At 48.8% G+C, this 19,270-nt stretch carries 19 protein-coding genes and 1 pseudogene; 2 read left to right on the top strand and 18 right to left on the bottom strand.

Annotated elements, in window-relative coordinates:
* Positions 1–28 precede the first annotated feature (28 nt).
* Entirely contained in the window at positions 29–1,741 is a 1,713-nt protein-coding gene (locus J6J28_RS04465; RefSeq protein ID WP_301720114.1) for a proline--tRNA ligase, read from the top strand.
* Positions 1,742–2,348: 607 nt separating this feature from the next.
* Here the strand turns inward: J6J28_RS04465 and J6J28_RS04460 are convergent.
* The 14 genes and pseudogenes from J6J28_RS04460 to J6J28_RS04395 form a co-directional block, all read right to left on the bottom strand.
* Positions 2,349–3,344: pseudogene (locus tag J6J28_RS04460) on the bottom strand (RHS repeat-associated core domain-containing protein); the annotation flags it as partial.
* Positions 3,345–3,524: 180 nt separating this feature from the next.
* On the bottom strand, positions 3,525–3,929 hold the full coding sequence (locus tag J6J28_RS04455; protein WP_301720112.1) for a hypothetical protein: 405 nt from the start codon (positions 3,927–3,929) through the stop codon (positions 3,525–3,527).
* On the bottom strand, positions 3,926–5,206 hold the full coding sequence (locus J6J28_RS04450; RefSeq protein ID WP_301720111.1) for an RHS repeat-associated core domain-containing protein: 1,281 nt from the start codon (positions 5,204–5,206) through the stop codon (positions 3,926–3,928). Before J6J28_RS04450 ends, J6J28_RS04455 begins: the two co-directional genes overlap by 4 nt.
* 59 nt (positions 5,207–5,265) lie before the next feature.
* Positions 5,266–5,493, bottom strand: a complete 228-nt coding sequence (locus J6J28_RS04445) for a hypothetical protein (RefSeq protein ID WP_301720110.1) — start codon at positions 5,491–5,493, stop codon at positions 5,266–5,268.
* A complete protein-coding gene (locus J6J28_RS04440; protein ID WP_301720109.1) occupies positions 5,483–6,766 on the bottom strand; it encodes an RHS repeat-associated core domain-containing protein in 1,284 nt (427 codons plus the stop codon). Before J6J28_RS04440 ends, J6J28_RS04445 begins: the two co-directional genes overlap by 11 nt.
* 59 nt (positions 6,767–6,825) lie before the next feature.
* Positions 6,826–7,368 (bottom strand): hypothetical protein, encoded by a 543-nt coding sequence (locus J6J28_RS04435; RefSeq protein ID WP_301720108.1) that lies wholly within the window; start codon positions 7,366–7,368, stop codon positions 6,826–6,828.
* A 103-nt stretch (positions 7,369–7,471) separates the two neighbouring features.
* Positions 7,472–8,011, bottom strand: coding sequence for a hypothetical protein (locus J6J28_RS04430; protein WP_301720107.1), 540 nt, complete (start codon positions 8,009–8,011; stop codon positions 7,472–7,474).
* Entirely contained in the window at positions 8,008–9,048 is a 1,041-nt protein-coding gene (locus tag J6J28_RS04425) for an RHS repeat-associated core domain-containing protein (RefSeq protein ID WP_470383461.1), read from the bottom strand. Before J6J28_RS04425 ends, J6J28_RS04430 begins: the two co-directional genes overlap by 4 nt.
* 413 nt (positions 9,049–9,461) lie before the next feature.
* Entirely contained in the window at positions 9,462–10,742 is a 1,281-nt protein-coding gene (locus J6J28_RS04420) for an RHS repeat domain-containing protein (RefSeq protein ID WP_470383460.1), read from the bottom strand.
* A gap of 351 nt (positions 10,743–11,093) precedes the next feature.
* Positions 11,094–11,894 carry an RHS repeat-associated core domain-containing protein gene (locus J6J28_RS04415; protein WP_301720104.1) on the bottom strand — a complete coding sequence of 267 codons (801 nt, stop codon included), beginning with the start codon at positions 11,892–11,894 and terminating at the stop codon, positions 11,094–11,096.
* Between the two features lie 76 nt (positions 11,895–11,970).
* Positions 11,971–12,246 carry a hypothetical protein gene (locus J6J28_RS04410; RefSeq protein ID WP_301720103.1) on the bottom strand — a complete coding sequence of 92 codons (276 nt, stop codon included), beginning with the start codon at positions 12,244–12,246 and terminating at the stop codon, positions 11,971–11,973.
* A 73-nt stretch (positions 12,247–12,319) separates the two neighbouring features.
* The gene (locus J6J28_RS04405) at positions 12,320–13,099 is read right to left on the bottom strand and encodes a hypothetical protein (RefSeq protein ID WP_301720102.1); all 780 of its coding nucleotides are present in this window, start codon (positions 13,097–13,099) and stop codon (positions 12,320–12,322) included.
* A 190-nt stretch (positions 13,100–13,289) separates the two neighbouring features.
* On the bottom strand, positions 13,290–13,775 hold the full coding sequence (gene gpt / locus J6J28_RS04400; RefSeq protein ID WP_301720101.1) for a xanthine phosphoribosyltransferase: 486 nt from the start codon (positions 13,773–13,775) through the stop codon (positions 13,290–13,292).
* A 6-nt stretch (positions 13,776–13,781) separates the two neighbouring features.
* The gene (locus tag J6J28_RS04395) at positions 13,782–15,074 is read right to left on the bottom strand and encodes an NCS2 family permease (RefSeq protein WP_301720796.1); all 1,293 of its coding nucleotides are present in this window, start codon (positions 15,072–15,074) and stop codon (positions 13,782–13,784) included.
* A 171-nt stretch (positions 15,075–15,245) separates the two neighbouring features.
* Here J6J28_RS04395 and J6J28_RS04390 point away from each other — a divergent pair, with 171 nt between their 5' ends.
* Positions 15,246–15,566, top strand: a complete 321-nt coding sequence (locus tag J6J28_RS04390) for a 2Fe-2S iron-sulfur cluster-binding protein (protein WP_301720100.1) — start codon at positions 15,246–15,248, stop codon at positions 15,564–15,566.
* Between the two features lie 11 nt (positions 15,567–15,577).
* On the opposite strand, the gene J6J28_RS04385 is transcribed toward J6J28_RS04390, so the two are convergent.
* The 4 genes from J6J28_RS04385 to prmB are packed head-to-tail and all read right to left on the bottom strand — an operon-like array spanning position 15,578 to position 19,259.
* Positions 15,578–16,708, bottom strand: coding sequence for an ATP-NAD kinase family protein (locus tag J6J28_RS04385; protein ID WP_301720098.1), 1,131 nt, complete (start codon positions 16,706–16,708; stop codon positions 15,578–15,580).
* Entirely contained in the window at positions 16,705–17,247 is a 543-nt protein-coding gene (locus J6J28_RS04380) for an elongation factor P hydroxylase (RefSeq protein WP_301720097.1), read from the bottom strand. Before J6J28_RS04380 ends, J6J28_RS04385 begins: the two co-directional genes overlap by 4 nt.
* A gap of 3 nt (positions 17,248–17,250) precedes the next feature.
* On the bottom strand, positions 17,251–18,336 hold the full coding sequence (gene aroC / locus J6J28_RS04375) for a chorismate synthase (RefSeq protein ID WP_301720096.1): 1,086 nt from the start codon (positions 18,334–18,336) through the stop codon (positions 17,251–17,253).
* 8 nt (positions 18,337–18,344) lie between these two features.
* Positions 18,345–19,259 carry a 50S ribosomal protein L3 N(5)-glutamine methyltransferase gene (gene prmB, locus J6J28_RS04370; RefSeq protein ID WP_301720095.1) on the bottom strand — a complete coding sequence of 305 codons (915 nt, stop codon included), beginning with the start codon at positions 19,257–19,259 and terminating at the stop codon, positions 18,345–18,347.
* Positions 19,260–19,270: the final 11 nt, after the last annotated feature.

Below are 19,270 nucleotides of genomic sequence, written 5' to 3'. Positions count from 1 at the left end.
TTCATTCGCACAAGGACTATCGGGAATCATGCGTACCAGTCATTATTTATTAGGTACTTTGAAAGAAACGCCCGCTGATGCAGAAGTCATCAGCCATCAACTCATGCTGCGCGCGGGTATGATCCGGAAAGTTGCGGCGGGATTGTATACCTGGACGCCAACCGGATTGCGGGTGTTACGCAAAGTCGAAGCTGTGGTTCGGGAAGAAATGGAAAATGCGGGTGCCTTAGAAGTCCTGATGCCAATGGTGCAGCCGGCAGATTTATGGGAAGAGTCAGGGCGCTGGGAAGACTATGGCCCGGAGCTACTGCGTTTGCATGACCGTAACCAACGTGATTTCGTGCTTGGTCCGACCCATGAAGAAGTTATCTCAGAATTAGTCCGTAAAGAAATTAACAGCTACAAGCAGTTGCCGCTGAACTTGTTCCAAATCCAGACGAAGTTCCGCGATGAGATCCGCCCGCGCTTTGGTGTCATGCGTGCGCGCGAGTTTATTATGAAAGATGCCTACTCTTTCCACCTGGATCAGGCCAGCTTGCAAGAAACCTATGACGCTATGCATAAAGCCTACTGTCGTATTTTTGAACGCCTCGGATTAGACTTCCGTCCGGTGATTGCCGACACCGGTTCTATTGGTGGTAGCTCCTCCCACGAATTCCACGTTCTGGCTGAGTCTGGCGAAGATGACATTGCTTTCTCTGACAGCTCTGATTACGCCGCAAACGTTGAGTTAGCCGAAGCTGTTGCACCGGCGCAAGAACGCCCTGCTGGACAAGCTGAGATGGAAAAAATCGCCACACCTAACGCTAAAACCATCGATGCTTTAACCGAGCAATTCAAACTGCCGGTTACCCAAACTGTAAAAACCCTGATTGTGCATGGCGGTGAAGAAGGCCAGCTGGTGGCTCTGATGATCCGCGGTGACCACAATCTGAACGAAATTAAAGCGGCGAAATTGCCACAAGTTGCAAGTCCTTTAGTTTTCGCAAGCGAAGAAGAAATTCGCGCAGCAATAGGCGCAGGGCCAGGCTCTTTAGGTCCTGTGGATCTGCCACTGGAGCTGGTTATTGATCGCAGCGTTTCGGTCATGGCAGATTTTGCCGCAGGCGCCAACGAAGATGGCTATCATTTCTTCGGTATCAACTGGGAGCGTGACGTCGCATTGCCAGCAGTCGCTGATTTACGGAACGTGGTAGAAGGCGATCCAAGCCCGTGTGGTCAGGGTACCCTGCAAATTAAGCGGGGAATTGAAGTCGGCCATATTTTCCAATTGGGCACCAAGTATTCAGAAGCGATGAAAGTGGGTGTGCTGACCGACACCGGTAAACACGAGATGTTAACCATGGGCTGCTATGGTATTGGCGTTTCCCGTATTGTCGCCTCTGCTATCGAGCAGAACCACGACAAATTTGGCATCACCTGGCCTGACGCCTTAGCGCCTTTCCAGGTCGCTATCGTGCCAATGAATATGCACAAATCCGTGCGCGTACAAGAGACAGCAGAGCAACTCTATGCTGAGCTGAAAACCGCCGGAATCGACGTGTTATTTGATGATCGCAAAGAGCGTCCGGGCGTCATGTTTGCCGACATGGAATTGATCGGAATACCGCATCAAATCGTGATTGGCGAGCGCAATCTTGACGAGCAAGCTGTCGAATACAAAAACCGCCGTAGCGGCGAGAAAACGAAAGTCGCTATTGCCGAAGCTTTGCAGACCCTCCAAAAGGCTTTGCACGACTAATCGCTGTCATATCAACATAAAACATCCGAGCAAAATTGAAGCGCCCCCCAGCGTTGGACATTCCAGCGACTGGGGCTGACCTCTCCCACAAACCTACAACTCTAACTTATTCAATAAAGGTTCCTCTTTACATTCCACTTCTAGTTTAGTTCTAAAACAACTCCTAAAATTTGTCAGAAAATCCCGAGTAATACTCGAGTCCTTAGCATGCATTTTTACAAATATATCCGACTTAGGAATTCGCTTTGTGATTGGTTCTACAAGGATACGTTGTTGAAATGGAGTAGTTTTTATAGCAGAAACCGAATAGCCGTTGACTGATATTTTTGATATATAAGCACTTCTATAGTCAAAGAGCTTTGGGTGACGTCCTTCATATATTTGAATTGAATCACCATTTCTTAGAGTTATAGTGTACATAGTAAAATCTACCTCCGCTCGTGCGGAGTATGAATCACCGTCTTTAATACCAAAGCACAAATTAGCCAAGAATACATTGCAATATGTATATTCCTTTGACGAAGCCGGTTTAATTCCAATAATACTAAATGAGAAAAGAAACAAAATAAAAACTAACCGATTCATAATTTAGCTTCCTCTAAGAGAGTCATTGCTGTCTGTGGTAGTTCACTTTACTTTTTATAATATTCTGAATATTACGACTATCTGGAGTCCCAGATTTGTTTCCCATAATATTATTTTGGTGACCAGGAAGAGGCGTCCCACCTATATATTTGTCATCAAGACCCATTAAATGACCAGCTTCATGCGCCGTGGTTCCATCTGAGATATTATGACCGTCGGTTCTCCATTCGCCTTTATTTGAGCCATCCACAAATGAATTTCCATCTGAATAAACATCTGATGTAGGCCCATCGGTCAATGTAATGTTATTCGTTGGACCAACTGAGCTAGGTTCTGTCACCTCAACTGACACCTGAGTATCTTTACCATCAATCTCATAACTACCTGACCAAGTGTCAGAAATCGCTTTGCTGATTTTAGAAATATTAGCGGCGGTTGCACCATCGCCACTAAATTCTACGGGTATTTCAATCCGAATATCGCCATTTTTGGTAGTGGTAATGATTGCTTCATTTCCAGTTGGGTCTGCCTTATTAACCGGGTCATTCCCGACATAAGCATACCAGTTCATGCCATCTTTGTAGCCGATGGGGTCGGTTTGCATAAACCGGCCCAGCCGTGGATGGTAAACCCGTGCTTTGTAGTAGTACAGCTCGGTGCCGGGAATGAGGATCTGCCCGGTAAAACGAAAGCGTGCGTCGCTGCTGTGCTTCGGGTTGCCGTAGGCATCGTACTGATGCGCTTGCAGCAGGGCACCGGAGCTTGTCATTTCGGCGATGATGCTGCCGCGCTCATCGGCCAGCAGATAACGGCGGGCGTTTACGCCAGCACCTTCATAACGAATGACCGGGTCATCGTTACCAAGGCCATGAATAAAGCGCCGCAACAGCGTGCCTGAGCTGCTGTACTCCGCCACCAGTTCATCACCGTCGTACAGATAATCAATGACTTCGCCGTTGTGTACCGTGCGCGTTAAGCGACCGGTAGCATCGTAGCTAAGGGTGACCGTATCGTCAGGACCGCTCGCTGCAACTGACTGCCCGGATTATAGCTGTAACTGCTGTAGTTGAATCCCTGATGGTCGAAATCAAGCACGCGGCCCATGTCGTCGTAGCTGACCTTCCTTCGACCTATCTCTTCACAAGAGTCTTGCGTTTATTATCTGAATTCAGGATACAACAAAATAATCGTCCTTTGGTCAAGATAATTTACTTGGAGGAACCCAATGAAAATAAACTTCGCACTGTGGTTCAACAACCGATCTTTCTATTTCCTTTAAAAGTAGGCCGATACTTGAAAAATCTTCAAGATCGAGAAAATCATCACCATACCAAAACCAATATTCCAGATTCATTGAAGCTAGCTTTGTCACTAGCCCATAAAGTTCAGTTTCTTGAAATTCGTGGTTCCCATTGAGTTGCTTTTGAGCCTCACAGCACAATGTATCGACATTCTTACCTTTATAAAAAATGTTCCATACTTGGCTTCCCTTAGCGATTTGTTTTTTAGCCTTAGAAAAAACGTCCTGTTCTATCTTGTTAAAAACAACTCCATGCATTTCAGAAGGACATTCGTCACTTTTCACCATGCAGAACTGGGTCACTGGTTTCCTCCTTTGTCTTGTCTATTCGCTCGCAATCTCATTTCTCCACTCTTCAATGCTTCATCAGCCTTGTCTAAATCGGCTCCAGATGTGACTGATATTTCACGAGTTGTGTTTTGATTGTGAACTTTTGGCGAATGCGTATGTGGTGTTGTATCTACTTTTGCGTCAGTATGCGTATTGTGAATTTGCATCCAGTCACCTCCTTTATTTGTAGGCGTTTGAGTATCAACCAAATTAAAGTCCTGGTTTGTTGGCATCGCCGTACCGCTAGGGGAAACAATAAAATCTGCTCCCTGCCTTGCTCCGGTAATTGCCATACTTGCGCCACCTGGTATAACTGGAAGAGCTAACGCCGCACCGTCGGCAATTACACCGAGGGCATCCAGCCCCGCGGCTCCCCAATTACCTGCAGATATATTTTTAGCTAGGGAACTTAGACCCACACTTAGGCTGGCAGCATCCCATAATGACTCGAGATACATACCAGTCGGATCAAGCAAATTGATTGGGTCATTCCCCACATAAGCATACCAGTTCATGCCATCTTTGTAGCCGATGGGGTCGGTTTGCATAAACCGCCCCAGCCGTGGATGGTAAACCCGTGCTTTGTAGTAGTACAGCTCGGTGCCGGGGATGAGGATTTGTCCGGTAAAACGAAAGCGTGCGTCGCTGCTGTGCTTCGGGTTGCCGTAGGCATCGTACTGATGCGCTTGCAGCAGGGCACCGGAGCTTGTCATTTCGGCGATGGTGCTGCCACGCTCATCGGCCAGCAGATAACGGCGGGCGTTGACCCCAGCACCTTCATAACGAATGACCGGGTCATCGTTGCCAAGTCCATGAATAAAGCGGCGTAACAGCGTGCCGTTGCTGTGATACTCCGCCACCAGCTCATCGCCGTCGTACAGATAATCGATGACTTCGCCGTTGTGTACTGTGCGCGTTAAGCGACCCGTAGCATCGTAGCTAAGCGCTACCGTATCGTCAGGGCCGTTCGCTGCCACCAGGCGATTATGGGCATCGTAAACATAACTCCACCCATCAAAACCAGCCAGATTGCCCGCACTGGTGTAGTTCGCGTACTCTGGCAGGCCATCGACCGTAACTTGCGTATACTGGTTGAGGTTATTCACGCTGTAAAATTCAGTGCTAAGCGTCGGCACCTGAATTTGATAATCCGCGTTGCTGACCGTTTTGCTCTGCAACTGACTGGCCGGATTATAGCTGTAACTGCTGTCGTTGAATCCCTGATGGTCGAAATCAAGCACCCGGCCCATGCCGTCGTAGCTGGCATAGAATTCTGAATACTACCGGGTTATTAATATATTAAGATTTGTCAGTCTTCATTCCTTTTAAAGTTGCTAATCAAGTTATATAACAGAACTTCAAATGCATAGGAAATAAGACTTAGAAAAACAACTAATGCAGTTGCTCCAAGTGCACCAAACTCCTTCAACTCTTCCTCGTGAGGCAGGAGGAGTTTAGCCGCTATAATGAAAACTACAAAAGCGATTGCTATCAGAGCGTTTATTCGCCGATTTAACTCCTTCTTTTTAATTTTCACGCAACTTCTCCTCAGTTACCGATTGCGTTCCACCGGCTGCCCCACCGACGACTACGCCAATAACACCTTGTTTAGCTTTATCACTAGCAATTGTCCCCGGGTGTTCTGTCATTCTTTGAGTCCGTCCCGGAGCAACGCTCGGCTCTTTGACTGATGGCATATTCTTGACAGGGGTGAGTTTTGCAACACCAGAACCTACCCCGGTTGAACCAGAAGCCACGGCACCTGCTTCGAGGCTTTCAACAACATCTATATCGGATATGCCCTTTCCTTCAACAACAACTTGAGAAGTGGCGTCAGCGGCGGTGCCGACAACGAATGATTTCATCATATTCCGAGCAATTCCCGCTGGAGATAAAGATAGCGCAGCACTACTCCCACCTATAAAACCAGATTTCAAAGTCGCTCCAATGTCCCCTCCGCTACTATTATATGTTTGGTAGCCACTAATTGCGGCTCCCACTGCAAAAGCTACCGCATGAACAATCCATTTCCCGCTCGGGTCGGTCGCATTCAGCGGGTCATTCCCCACATAAGCATACCAGTTCATGCCATCTTTGTAGCCGATGGGGTCGGTTTGCATAAACCGGCCCAGTCGCGGATGGTAAACCCGTGCTTTGTAGTAGTACAGCTCGGTGCCGGGGATGAGGATTTGCCCGGTAAAACGAAAGCGTGCATCGCTGCTGTGCTTCGGATTGCCGTAGGCATCGTACTGATGCGCTTGCAGCAGGGCACCGGAGCTTGTCATCTCGGCGATGATGCTGCCACGCTCATCGGCCAGCAGATAACGGCGGGCATTCACCCCAGCACCTTCATAACGAATGACCGGGTCATCGTTGCCAAGTCCATGAATAAAGCGGCGTAACAGCGTGCCTGAGCTGCTGTACTCCGCCACCAGCTCGTCGCCGTCGTACAGATAATCGATGCTTTCGCCGTTGTGTACCGTGCGCGATAAGCGACCGGTAGCATCGTAGCTAAGCGCTACCGTATCGTCAGGGCCGTTCGCTGCCACCAGGCGATTATGGGCATCGTAAACATAACTCCACCCATCAAAACCAGCCAGATTGCCCGCACTGGTGTAGTTCGCGTACTCTGGCAGGCCATCGACCGTAACTTGCGTATACTGGTTGAGGTTATTCACGCTGTAAAATTCAGTGCTAAGCGTCGGCACCTGAATTTGATAATCCGCGTTGCTGACCGTTTTGCTCTGCAACTGACTGGCCGGATTATAGCTGTAACTGCGGTCGTTAAATCCCCTGGTAGTCGCAATCAAGCAACCGGATCATGTCGTCGTAGCTGACATAGAATCTTGAATACCCTCTTCGATGCAGCTTATTGCGGCTGAAACAATTCGTCAGAAATTTCTTTTTCAACAATATTAACGGAGGTGTAGGTGACCTTCCAAGTGTCGTGAATTCGCTCATGCTGAAGATAAGGTGACTTGGCAATTTCCCAATACCTTGAAATACTTCCATCTTCATAAGCTATCTCAATTAACTTCGTATTGCGCCCGAGAACTTTGAGTTCCGCGTCCTTAACCGTCAAATGCTTTAAGACCCGTTTTTCCTCTGATGCATCAAAAACTTCTATTTCAGCGTTAGGTTTCGTCTTAATATATTGTTTGTTTTCGTCCGCTCGGTAAATTTCCCAGTTACCGACAGTGCTGTTAGTTTCTATCCTGAAATGACCACCCTTTCCGTAGTAAATTGTTTGCGAGTTACCATAGGTTGAATCCAGAAGTTCTTGTGGTATTTCCGGTATTAACGCTTTGCTTTGGATCTTGTATTCGATAACGCCTTCGAAAGAGTCATTAGCACAAACATCAGCACTCAAATACACCATCAACATTGCCAAAATGGTTGCAGCTTTACTCATTCTCTTTCCTTATTTTTTTCAGTAGTGCCTTCACCGGCTCATCACCGTCGTACAACTACTCGAAATCAAGCAGCCGGTGCTTAGTGACCTAAGAGTGAATCGATTACCGATTTTCTGAAAAGCTCAATCGTCCCGTATAAATCGGATTGACGAAAAGCTCTTTGGTGCTGGGGCACCTTGTTAGCTCATTCATTGGATTCGCTTCCCACGCCTCATCGTATTGCGGATCACTTACCCAGAAGCCGCGATTCAAGGCAACTGCTGCGTTTTTTATTTCCGGCGTGGCAAACTCTTCTTCCATCATGGTTTTATGGGCGAAAAATAGGTTTAAGGCTTCTCTGTCTCCTTCAAACATCCTTCCGTGAAACAAAACATCGTGAGCCCAAACATCGAAAGCTAAACAGGGCGCTTTTTCACCCTTATTATTTGAGGACACCCCTAATTCCCAGTAACGTGACACGCGAGCATCGGTTACCGCAAATAAATCTGCATCATAATCCTTAGGATAGACGATTCCCGATTCATCGATGACACAATAGCAATCGTTTTCATTTGGGTAGAACTTAACAGCGTAGCAAATATAATGCTTACCTTTAGATAAGGCGACATCGCTGTCCGATTTTCCACAATACTTTACTATCATTTGTTACCTCTGCTACGAGCATTCGTGTCATCTTTAATTTTGAGATCCTCTCGCTCACCTGTCGCCCTATCAATATCATAATGAACTTCTGTAGATGTGCCATCACCATGTTTATGATGATGCGTCTTTTTGTCCTTTGTACCCGTTTCAGGGTGATATTTAGGGTCACCAAGCTTGCCTTTCCAATCCATACCCGCGCCTCCTTTGCCTTCTTCTAAGGTAAGCTGCTCTTCTAAATCCTTGGGCTCTGATCTTGAACCACTGCTCCAAGTTTCTGGCACGTCAGAGTCATTTAGATCACTATTTGTAGCAGGTGTGGGAGTTGGAGCGATGATCCCATTATCTCGCAGGAATCTTTTTGCATCTCGATACCCTTGCTTAACTGACCACCAAGGGTTCTTAAGGAGTCGAAATAGTGGACGCCTAATACTCCCGCCCGGATCCGTCGCATTCAGCGGGTCATTCCCCACATAAGCATACCAGTTCATGCCATCTTTGTAGCCGATGGGGTCGGTTTGCATAAACCGGCCCAGACGCGGATGGTAAACCCGTGCTTTGTAGTAGTACAGCTCGGTGCCGGGGATGAGAATTTGTCCGGTAAAACGAAAGCGTGCATCGCTGCTGTGCTTCGGGTTGCCGTAGGCATCGTACTGATGCGCTTGCAGCAGGCCGCCATTGGCGGTCATCTCGGCGATGATGCTGCCGCGCTCATCGGTCAGCAGATAACGGCGGGCATTTACGCCAGCACCTTCGTAACGAATGACCGGGTCATCGTTACCAAGGCCATGAATAAAGCGCCGTAACAGCGTGCCGTTGCTGTGATACTCCGCCACCAGCTCATCACCGTCGTACAGATAATCAATGACTTCGCCATTGTGTACTGTGCGCGTTAAGCGACCGGTGGCATCGTAGCTAAGCGCTACCGTATCGTCAGGACCGTTCGCTGCCACCAGGCGATTATGGGCATCGTAAACATAACTCCACCCATCAAAGCCGGCCAGGTTCCCGGCACTGGTGTAGCTCGCGTACTCCGGCAGGCCATCTTAGTGGATACACGATATTGAGCCCCATCTTTTTAACGATTCTTTTGCAAGCTAAATCCATATGACTATAACGCCACCTATCCCAGTTAAAGCTGTAATGTAAAACGCATACTTACTGTCGTCAGCCTTAACATTTCGTTTTAGAAATCGCCGCCTACATTTCTTAGAGAATAGTCCTAAAAATCCAAACCCTCCTAAGAAAAGGAACGCAGGGGACCACATAAATGGAAGCCAATACTTAGCTACAAATGCACCCAATACGGCTGGCCCCACGGCTAACATCGTGTATCCAATAACCAGAAACTGAATCGTTTCGTATCTAAAGCCGCCCCAAACAAAATCACCGCCTGTTATTCTTATAAAATAATTTAAATACCTGCTTTGGAGACTCATTGCGTTTAATACCTTTAATCTTTAAAAAACCGTTTCACTTTTTCATAAGCGTTAGTCGGACTAAAAGTGGCGGTTCCTTTAAATGAGGGACCCGTACTTATTCCACCCCTAAGCTGTAAACCGATCTGAGGCTCCAATTCGCCTCCCACAAGGTCATCAAACCCGCCCTCAAAACCGTTACTTGCTGAACTAATATCGCCAGTATCATCCAAAAGGTCTTTCGAGGTCGATATGGGCCCAAGTCCTGCGCTAACATCAACAGTAGTGCTGCTTGCTGTTTTAATAACCTCATCAATTGCCGTTGAACTTTCTTCAACAGACAATGGGACACCCAACCCCGCCTCAACCCCTAGTCTTGGGCCTCCATATATCTCTGTTGAAATATCTCCATTGTCAAAGTCTACGGAAATGCTTGCTCCAATTCTTGCTCCGCCAATAACGACTAGTGTAGCCTCAACGCCTACTTTTAATTTTGCTTCACCCGTCGGATCCGTTGCATTCAGCGGGTCATTGCCCACATAAGCATACCAGTTCATGCCATCTTTGTAGCCGATGGGGTCGGTTTGCATAAACCGGCCCAGACGCGGATGGTAAACCCGTGCTTTGTAGTAGTACAGCTCGGTGCCGGGGATGAGGATTTGCCCGGTAAAACGAAAGCGTGCATCGCTGCTGTTCTTTGGGTTGCCGTAGGCATCGTACTGATGCGCTTGCAGCAGGCCGCCATTGCCGGTCATCTCGGCGATGATGCTGCCACGCTCATCGGCCAGCAGATAACGGCGGGCGTTTACGCCAGCACCTTCGTAGCGAATGACCGGGTCATCGTTGCCAAGGCCATGAATAAAGCGTCGCAACAGCGTGCCTGAGCTGCTGTACTCCGCCACCAGCTCATCGCCGTCGTACAGATAATCAATGACTTCGCCATTGTGTACTGTGCGCGTTAAGCGACCCGTGGCATCGTAGCTAAGCGCTATCGTATCGTCAGGACCGTTCGCTGCCACCAGGCGATTATGGGCATCGTAAACATAGCTCCAACCGTCAAAACCAGCAAGATTGCCCGCACTGGTGTAGTTCGCGTACTCTGGCAGGCCATCGACCGTAACTTGCGTATACTGGTTGAGGTTATTCACGCTGTAAAATTCAGTGCTTAGCGTCGGCACCTGAATTTGATAATCCGCGTTGCTGACCGTTTTGCTCTGCAACTGACTGGCCGGATTATAGCTGTAACTGCTGTCGTTGAATCCCTGGTGATCGAAATCAAGCACCCGGCCCATGCCGTCGTAGTTGAACGTGGTGATGGTGCTGCCGAGTACGCGTACCTAATAACTATTCCGGTTTTCTGGGGAGATTACAGTGGGCTGAACGACCTTGCCATATTGAAAAAGCCAACGTAAACACACCGAATAAAAGTAACAACATAGTATTATTTGATGTTCGCTCTATCACTGAAAATCTCTCGCTTAACCATGCTGGAAAGAAAATAGCAAAAGGTATTTCTATCAAGATAAATACAAAGAAAAACATGTAGCTTAAAAGGGTTAATGGAAGTGAGTCCTTGTAGCTTTTCAATTTATTTTGACAATAAAAATAAGCTCGAACTGCGGCAATGCATACCAACATATACCCAGCAATTAAAATTAAATACAGCGTCATTTCATTAAACCTTTAATTTTACCCTCAATAATCGGAGCAGCTTTTTCGGCTCCGCCTATTATCGCCCCTTCCACGACTGCACCGGCTGTTGTTCCACCAACAGTAGGCGCACCCGCTCGACTCAGGGTTTGACCGACAACGGGTTTCATAGTCAAGTTCGCAACTCCTTTGGCAACAACGCCTCCAGCTCCAGCTCCCACACCCCCTGCAACTACAGTAGCAGCATCAATTATTACATCATCAAGACTTATATTCTCAATGCCCTTATCCATCGCTGCTGTTGTCGTGGAGCCTAGTGTTTGACCTGCTGCACTTGCCGTCATGCCGGCAACTGCCATGCCTGCTAAATGAGATGTTTGCGGAGCAATAAATCCAACAGCCCCACCCGCCACAGCTCCGGATAGAGTTCCTACGATTTTATTTTTGATTCCATCACCAGACGATACAAAACCGCCGACTGCACCAGATATAGCACCATACACAGCTCCCAAAACGCCCCATTTACCAGTTGGGTCTGCCTTATTAACCGGATCATTTCCAACATAAGCGTACCAGTTCATGCCATCTTTGTAGCCGATGGGGTCGGTTTGCATAAACCGGCCCAGCCGCGGATGGTAAACCCGTGCTTTGTAGTAGTACAGCTCGGTGCCGGGGATGAGGATTTGTCCGGTAAAACGAAAGCGTGCATCGCTGCTGTGCTTCGGGTTGCCGTAGGCATCGTACTGATGCGCTTGCAGCAGGGCACCGGAGCTTGTCATCTCGGCGATGATGCTGCCGCGCTCATCGGCCAGCAGCACTTAATTTAGAGGTTGCTAAATAATGTACGGGTTTGATCTACTACTGCAGCTGCGTGCTATTTTTTATTGATATCAGCTAGATATTTAACCACCTAAATATTCGGTTTATTATGGCTAGGGTTCCCCATACTACTAATCCAACTATTGGAAGCATCGTTATAAATACTAATAAAACCTTTGAAAGATCAACATCTCGAATCTTTGTTTGAAGCTCGAACCCATAAAAATTTACAACTAAAGTGCCGATAAAATAAATAACCAAACTAGCGATTAAAAGACTACCAAATGCAATAATAGCTCGTCTTTTCTTCGCTTTATGTGAATCTCCACCAGAAACATCTATATTTTTCATACCATCTCTCAGCAGGATTTATTTTGGCACTGTGAATCGCCATTGATTGCCTATATGCTATATCCGCTATCAACTACCAGTGATATACATCTACCGCTGGTAGCCTGAAGAGTTCAACACCAGGCTCTCCTTCTCGTATTGCTTTGGCTTCTCGAGTAGTCGTCACGAAGTTGGCTACTGTTTTTTCATGATAAAGAGGAACGCCTTTAAGAACATCATGAAGTTGATCTGTATAGGCAAATTTGTTCTTTTTGTATGATGCAGGGTTCCTCACCAAATCCTTACTTACCCAGTAATTTTCAACAGTTCCTGATTCTTTCGTCGCGGTATACTTAACCGTGTCATATCCCAAGATACTTCTTTTCTGCTTTGTTTTTACTGTTTGTTCAATTCCAAGTTCCGAAAAGCCTTCAGGCTCAGCTGTATCGGTTACAAAGAATTTAAGCACGCCATTCTTAAAGAATGTATATTCCTCATTGGTGTCAGAAAAATACCAAATTCTATCGACCTGCTCTCCGTTTTTATAGATGTGAAGCCAATCACCATTTGCATTAAAACAGTCCGTTCGATGAGCGCCATTAGACTTTAGGAGCTCAGCTATAGCAAACTCGGCCTTTTCTCTTTGCTCAATATTATCAGTAGGCACTGCTAAGTACGTAATAGTGTAATCAATGCACCCCACAAACACATCAGCATCCAATTCATTCGAAGTTTCAGGAGCTTCTTCCGCTGCGTGGCTGTGTTGAAATATGTATGTCTCCTGAGAGAACACAGAAGATGAGCTTAGCCCGATAACCAGAAAGATTAGCCAATTTTTGTACTGCGCCATATTAATCCTTTTAAATAATCCCATGTGTCTATGCTGTCAGTAATTCAAAGTCGCTAAATACTATAACCTACGAAAGCAAAAATAATGACTCAAAATTAGAAACCTCAGAATTAATCGCCTGCAGCTGCAATGCACAAAGATCAGATAAAAAAAAGCCCGCAACAGCGGGCGTTAAATCTCTTAATTAGTGACAGATAATCAATGGGCTACTTAATTAACTTTCCTGCCCGGCCAGCGGCTCGACGTAGTGTAGGTGCATGTCCCACGGGAAGTGGATCCAGGTTTCCTGCTCGAGATCGGCGACATAATCATCGACTAAGTCCATACCAGCTGGCTTCGCATACACGGTGATGAATTTAGCTTTGGGTAAGCGTTGACGCAAAAATTTCAGGGTATTGCCGGTATCGACCAGGTCATCGATGACCAAGAAGCCTTCGCCGTCTTCGGTGCAACTGACGTCTTTTAACAGGGTCACGCTATCGCGCTGGCTGTCATGATCGTACGAGCTCACACAAACGCTTTCGACCACCCGCAGATTCAATTCCCGCGCGACGATTGCCGCAGGTACCAAGCCACCGCGACTGACTGCGATGACACCCTGCCATTGCTCGGCTGGCAATTGTCGACGCGCGAGCTCTTTAGTCGCGCGATGCAGTTCTTCCCAAGATACGAAAAATTCGCGATTTTCATGCCATCCCATGATGAATTACCCCAACCAGATAAATTTTGCGATGAATAAAGCAGCCAGTATAGCGACGCTCCAGTTAAGATCGTGGTAACGCCCGCCCAGGGCTTTCACCACCACATAACTAATAAAGCCTAACGCGATACCGTCAGCAATTGAATACGTCAAAGGTGTCATTAACAATACCACCGCAACAGGTGCGGCCTCGGTGACATCGTCCCAGTCTACCGAGCGTAACGTAAATAACATTAACACCGATACATAAATAATTGCGCCAGCCGTAGCGTAGGCTGGCACCATGCCCGCCAGCGGGGCAAAAAAGATAGCTAATATGAACAACACGCCGACAATAACGGCGGTCAGTCCTGTTTTACCACCGGAGGCGACACCTGATGCTGACTCAATATAACTCGTAGTCGTTGAGGTACCCAGCATAGAACCTGCAACAGAGGCAGTGCTATCCGCCATCAACGCTTTCTCTAAGCGGGGTAGATTTCCCTTCGCATCAGTCATCCCCGCCCGCTGCGCGACAGCCATCAGGGTGCCCGAGGTATCGAACAAGTCAACGAATAAAAACGCGAAAATAACGCTTAGCATCGCTACATCAAAGGCCCCGGCAATATCAAGTTGCATAAAGGTCGGCGCCAGACTCGGCGGCATTGCGACAATCCCCTGATAGGTAACATCGCCCAACAGCCAACCCAACAGGGTGATAAACAAAATACTGATCAGTGCTGCGCCCTGAACTTTGCGGGCAACTAAGCCGATGATTAAGAAAAATCCTAGGCCAGCCAATAGCACCGGAATTTGATGTAGGTCACCTAAAGTCACCAGAGTGGCATCATGCCCGACAATGATATTGGCGTTTTGCAGACCGATGAGCGCCAGAAAGGCGCCAATGCCCGCGGCTATTGCAAGCCGCAGCGTCACCGGAATTGAATTGATGATCCAGGCGCGGATCTTTAGTGCCGACAACACGAAAAACAGAATACCTGAAAAGAACACGGCCCCTAATGCCGCCTGCCACTCATAGCCCATGCCGAGCACAACACTGTAAGTGAAAAACGCATTCAAGCCCATTCCAGGCGCAAGTGCAACCGGGTAGTTCGCCCATAACCCCATGATCAAACAACCCATTGCTGCTGCCAGACAGGTAGCGACAAAAACCGCGCCATAATCCATGCCCGCCTGACTGAGAATCGATGGGTTGACGAAAATGATGTAGGCCATGGTCAGGAAAGTGGTGATACCGCCGATCACCTCAGCTTTTACCGAACTTCCCTGCGCTTTTATTTGAAAAAGTTTTTCTAACACTGCCTGCATTCGCGTTCCGACTCCCGGTTCATAGCTGCTAAGTTGCAGTTAAAAATCACGCCATTTTACCTGAATTAGCGCGCAATTGCCTAACCTACCTATGCTAGAATATCTGATTAAACGAGATTCATTTCGACCGCTCTGCACGAGCTGTAATTAAGGAGTTAAAGGATGCCGAAAGCGATTTTTATCGATAAAGATGGTGGTCAGTATGAGGCCGACATACCCGTAGGACAAAGCCTTATGGAAGGTGCTGTCGATAATATGATTGACGGTATTCTTGGTGAATGTGGTGGCGTGATGTCATGTGCCACCTGCCACTGTTATGTCGCAAAAGAGTGGGAAGATAAACTTCCGCCGGCCTCCGAGCGTGAAGAAGATATGCTCGATATGGCAATTGAGCCGCAGGACAACAGCCGCTTAAGTTGTCAGATTGAAATGACTGAAGAACTCGACGGCATCACTGTTTACTTGCCACCGTCACAGTTTTAAGTCGCCCAGACTTAGGGCGCGGCAATTTGCATAAAGACTTCATCATGATAACCGGTGGTCACACGGATCACGCCAGCTAAAGCATCATCAACCTGATGATCGCCGGTATCAACTAACAAGGGTCTGCCGTCCAATTGCTGCAGTTTACGCTTACTGGCAACGACCCGAATCGCTTCATTGCCCAAATGAGCTAGTAACTTAGCGCTTAACTGCTGGTTACCACGTCCGAACAAGTGCCCTTGCCCGCCAATGACGGTGACCACGATAACGGCCGGTTGCTGCTCTGTAATAACCCATTGCTCCAATTGCCGTGCCGTGACGTCCTGCGCCAGTAACTCACCATTTTTTACGACATCTACGCCGAGCAAGGTATTAGGCAACTGCAAGTCTTCCATTATGGCCGCCACCGTTGAGCCCGAGCCCATAATGTACAGCACATCGTCTTCCATACTTTCAATGAAATCAGCGGCAATATCCGCAAGCACCAGTTCATCACTTTCCCTGCCGCCCATTTTTACCGCTTGCACATAGCGCAGCTCGGCCGGCACCAATAGTTCGCCAAACCGCTTCGCCCGCACTGTGCCCTGACGAAACGCAGTTTCATCAATGTCCATAACATCGGCGTGAGTCACTGTAGTTAATTCACCACGGACCATTTGCGCCATGACTTTGCCAGCTGCGCGTGGGCTCACCGCATACACACCCGAATGAATTTTAACTCCGGCAGGAATACCCAACACCGGTTGCTCTGCCGGACATATCGCGTGGATATCACGGGCTGTGCCGTCACCGCCGGCAAACACCAGCAGATCAACTTTGGCGTCCTCAATCAGCCGTCGCGCCAGCTCCTTGCTATCCGTTGCGGTAGAGGGATCTGCGCCCTGATAAATAACCTCGCACTGCAGTCCGGCAAGCTGGCAACTCTGTTCACCTAACAGGCCGGCCCCGGTTGAAATCTTAATCTGTGCGGCAACGTCCAGAAGCTGCTCAAGCGCCTGTGCCGCCCGCTGCGGAGCTTTCGCTTCAGCACCGAGTTGCTGCGCTAATGCAGCGGTATCAGCACCGTCACTGCCCTTTAAGGCCACGCTGCCACCCAGACCCGCCAATGGATTAACGACTAAGCCAATATGAAACCTGTTCATGCAACACCTTGATAGTTGAGCAACTGCCGGGCGCTTGGCCAGGGTTGTTGATAGGTTTGGGCCAATGCCCGGGCGAAACGCTCGGCACGAGGCGGCAGCCCGTCAGTCAGATAGGTCACCAGCTGTTGCTGCACGGCAGCGGTGAAAGCCTGGCGATCCACTGCTGCACCGTTTAAGTTATCGACACTCACCTGAAAAGGCACGCCAGCGCACAATGAGAACAGCCATTCCAGCGCCTGAGGCTTACGCTCGACCTGCTCAAACTGAGCTTGTTGAGCGGCGTCACGGCCATCAGGCTCGTACCAGTAACCGTAATCTTCAAGCTGGCGGCGCGCCGCACCAGCAATACACCAGTGGGCAATCTCATGCAGCGCCGAGGCGAAGAAGCCGTGCGCGAAAACAATCTCGTGGTCCGCATCGGGCGTACTTGCGGCGCGATACAAAGGTTCATCGTCACCGGCCACCAGGCGCGTGCGATAATCTGCATAAAAACAGTCGTCAAATAGTTTGATGAGTGTCTGATAATCTGCGTGCGACATGAGTTATTTCTGTGGATCTGGATTCTGTCCGCGCTGTCTTAGCCAGTGATCGACGATCACCAAAGCGGCCATAGCTTCAACAATGGGCACACCACGAATACCAACACAAGGGTCATGCCGCCCGCGAGTGACGACTGTTTGTTGCTGGCCGAAGCGATCAATGGTCTGGCCGGGCTTGGTAATGCTCGAAGTCGGTTTAAAGGCGACTTCTGCAATCACCGTCTGACCACTACTGATGCCCCCCAGCACGCCACCGGCATGATTACTGAGGAAGCCATCAGTGGCACTGATTTCATCGCGGTGTTCGCTACCTAACTGTGCGGCAACAGCAAAGCCATCGCCAATGCTGACGGCTTTCACTGCGTTGATGCTCATCAGTGCTTTGGCTAAATCAGCATCAAAACGATCAAAAACTGGCTCGCCAAGACCTACCGGTACCCCTGTGACTTCCAGACGTACCCGCGCCCCCACCGAGTCGCCCTGCTTAAGCAGATCGCGCAGGTACTCGCCAGCTTTTTCAGCCATCCCAGCATCGGGGCAGAATAACGGATTTTCCCGCACCTGTTGCCAGTCAAAGGAAGCTTGATCCGGTGCCGTCTGATGAGGACCTATTTGCACCACCCCAGCGTTAAAGGCGACGCCAAACTGCTGGGCCAGAAGTTTTTTGGCAATGGCTCCAGCGGCAACCCGCATTGCGGTTTCCCGTGCTGAGGAACGACCGCCACCGCGGTAGTCACGCACGCCGTACTTGTGATGGTACGTGTAATCCGCATGCCCCGGACGAAACAGGTCTTTAATGTCTGAATAGTCTTTACTGCGCTGATCGGTATTTTCGATCAGTAAACCTATCGGCGTGCCAGTGGTGACACCTTCAAACACGCCCGACAGAATCTTCACCTCGTCGGCTTCGCGCCGCGCTGTGGTATAACGATTCTGGCCCGGTTTACGGCGATCGAGTTCGTGTTGTAAATCCGCTTCACTAAGCTGTAAACCCGCCGGGCAGCCATCGACAATAGCACCGATCGCAGGACCATGGCTTTCGCCAAAGGTGGTCACCCGAAATAACTCTCCAAAACTATTGCCCGGCATAGTGGTTCCTAAAATTTGCTCTGGTGTTCAAGCAGTTCATGTCGTGTCAGTAAGAATACGCCATCGCCGCCGCGTTCGAAAGAGAGCCAGGTAAATGGCACATCAGGGTACAGCTCAGCCAGATGCACCATGGAATTGCCCACTTCACAGATAAGAATGCCCTGCTCGGTTAAATGGTCCGGCGCTTCGCGCAGTATGGTGCGCACCAAATCAAGACCATCGTCGCCTGCTGCCAGACCCAACTCGGGTTCGTGGTGGAACTCAGCCGGCAGGTCAGCCATGTCTTCGGCATCAACATAAGGCGGATTCGTCACGATTAAATCGTACCGCTGACCGGCAACTGCGCTGTAGAGATCCGACTGCATCGGGAAAACCCGGTGTTCAAGCTGGTGAAAGGCAATATTTTCTTCGGCCACGGCCAACGCATCCGTTGAGATATCCAGCGCATCGACTTCAGCTTCCGGAAATGCATAAGCACAGGCAATGGCGATACAGGCACTACCGGTACATAAATCGAGAATATGCTGCGGTGCTTCGGCCAACCAGGGTTGAAACTCTTGTTCAATAAGTTCAGCGATGGGTGAGCGCGGTACCAGTACCCGCTCATCAACTTTAAAGGGTAATCCCGCAAACCAGGCTTCACCGGTTAAATAAGCGGCAGGCTTGCGTTCTTTAATACGTTGTTGCAACAAATCAACAAATTGCTTTTGCTCGCCCGAGGTCATTTTCGCGCCGCGAAACTCGTTGACCTGAGTAAGATCCAGATGCAACACATGGGCAAGCAGAACCAAGGTTTCACTGGTCGCGTTATCGGTGCCATGACCGAAAAACACTTCGGCTTGCTGGAGCGAGCTGACGCCCCAGCGCCAGTAGTCTTCTACGGTGCTTAGCTCTTGCAAAGGTTCTTGTAAGGATGATTCCACATCAAACTCCA

Origin of the sequence: Pseudidiomarina terrestris (assembly GCF_030466375.1) — a bacterium.
GTDB classification, from domain to species: Bacteria; Pseudomonadota; Gammaproteobacteria; order Enterobacterales; family Alteromonadaceae; genus Pseudidiomarina; species Pseudidiomarina terrestris.
Note: the sequence above shows the minus strand (reverse complement) of the source record. Positions and strands in the feature narration are given on the sequence as shown.